The organism is Mycobacterium sp. NGS48 (assembly GCF_059812585.1).
The window spans coordinates 1-382 of sequence record NZ_JCALCY010000052.1; the positions used below are offsets into that span (position 1 = coordinate 1).

The following is a 382-nucleotide window of genomic DNA, read 5'->3' on the forward strand; positions in this document are numbered from 1 at the left end:
GATGCAACACCGCTAATTTAGGAGTGTTGCTATGGCTCGTCCGGCATTGAGGTCTGCTCTCCGTCAGTTCTGGGGTCACATCGGTCGTGGCTGCGCCCCTGCAGAGGCGGGTGTTGCCATCGGCGCGTCGGAGCGTTCTGGCTTGCGCTGGTTTGCTGATGCTGGTGGTGTGAAACCACAGCTGTGCGAACCGAAGACCTCTGGCCCGCGTCCGAGACTGACGTTTGAAGATCGGGTCGAGATCGAAATTGGCGTCAGGATAAATGAATCAATGCAGTCGATGGGCAAGCGGCTGGGACGGCCGGCATCGACGATCAAGTATGAGATCGATGTCAACGGGGTCCGTAATTGCTATGACGGGCGCAAGTCGGGTTATCGGCGC

The 382-nt window shown here is 58.4% G+C and carries 1 protein-coding gene; it reads left to right on the plus strand.

From position 1 onward, the window contains the following. Positions 1–31: 31 nt before the first annotated feature. Positions 32–382 (plus strand): helix-turn-helix domain-containing protein (locus tag AC5Y42_RS23620; protein ID WP_499900986.1); only part of this gene is annotated, 351 nt, incomplete at its 3' end.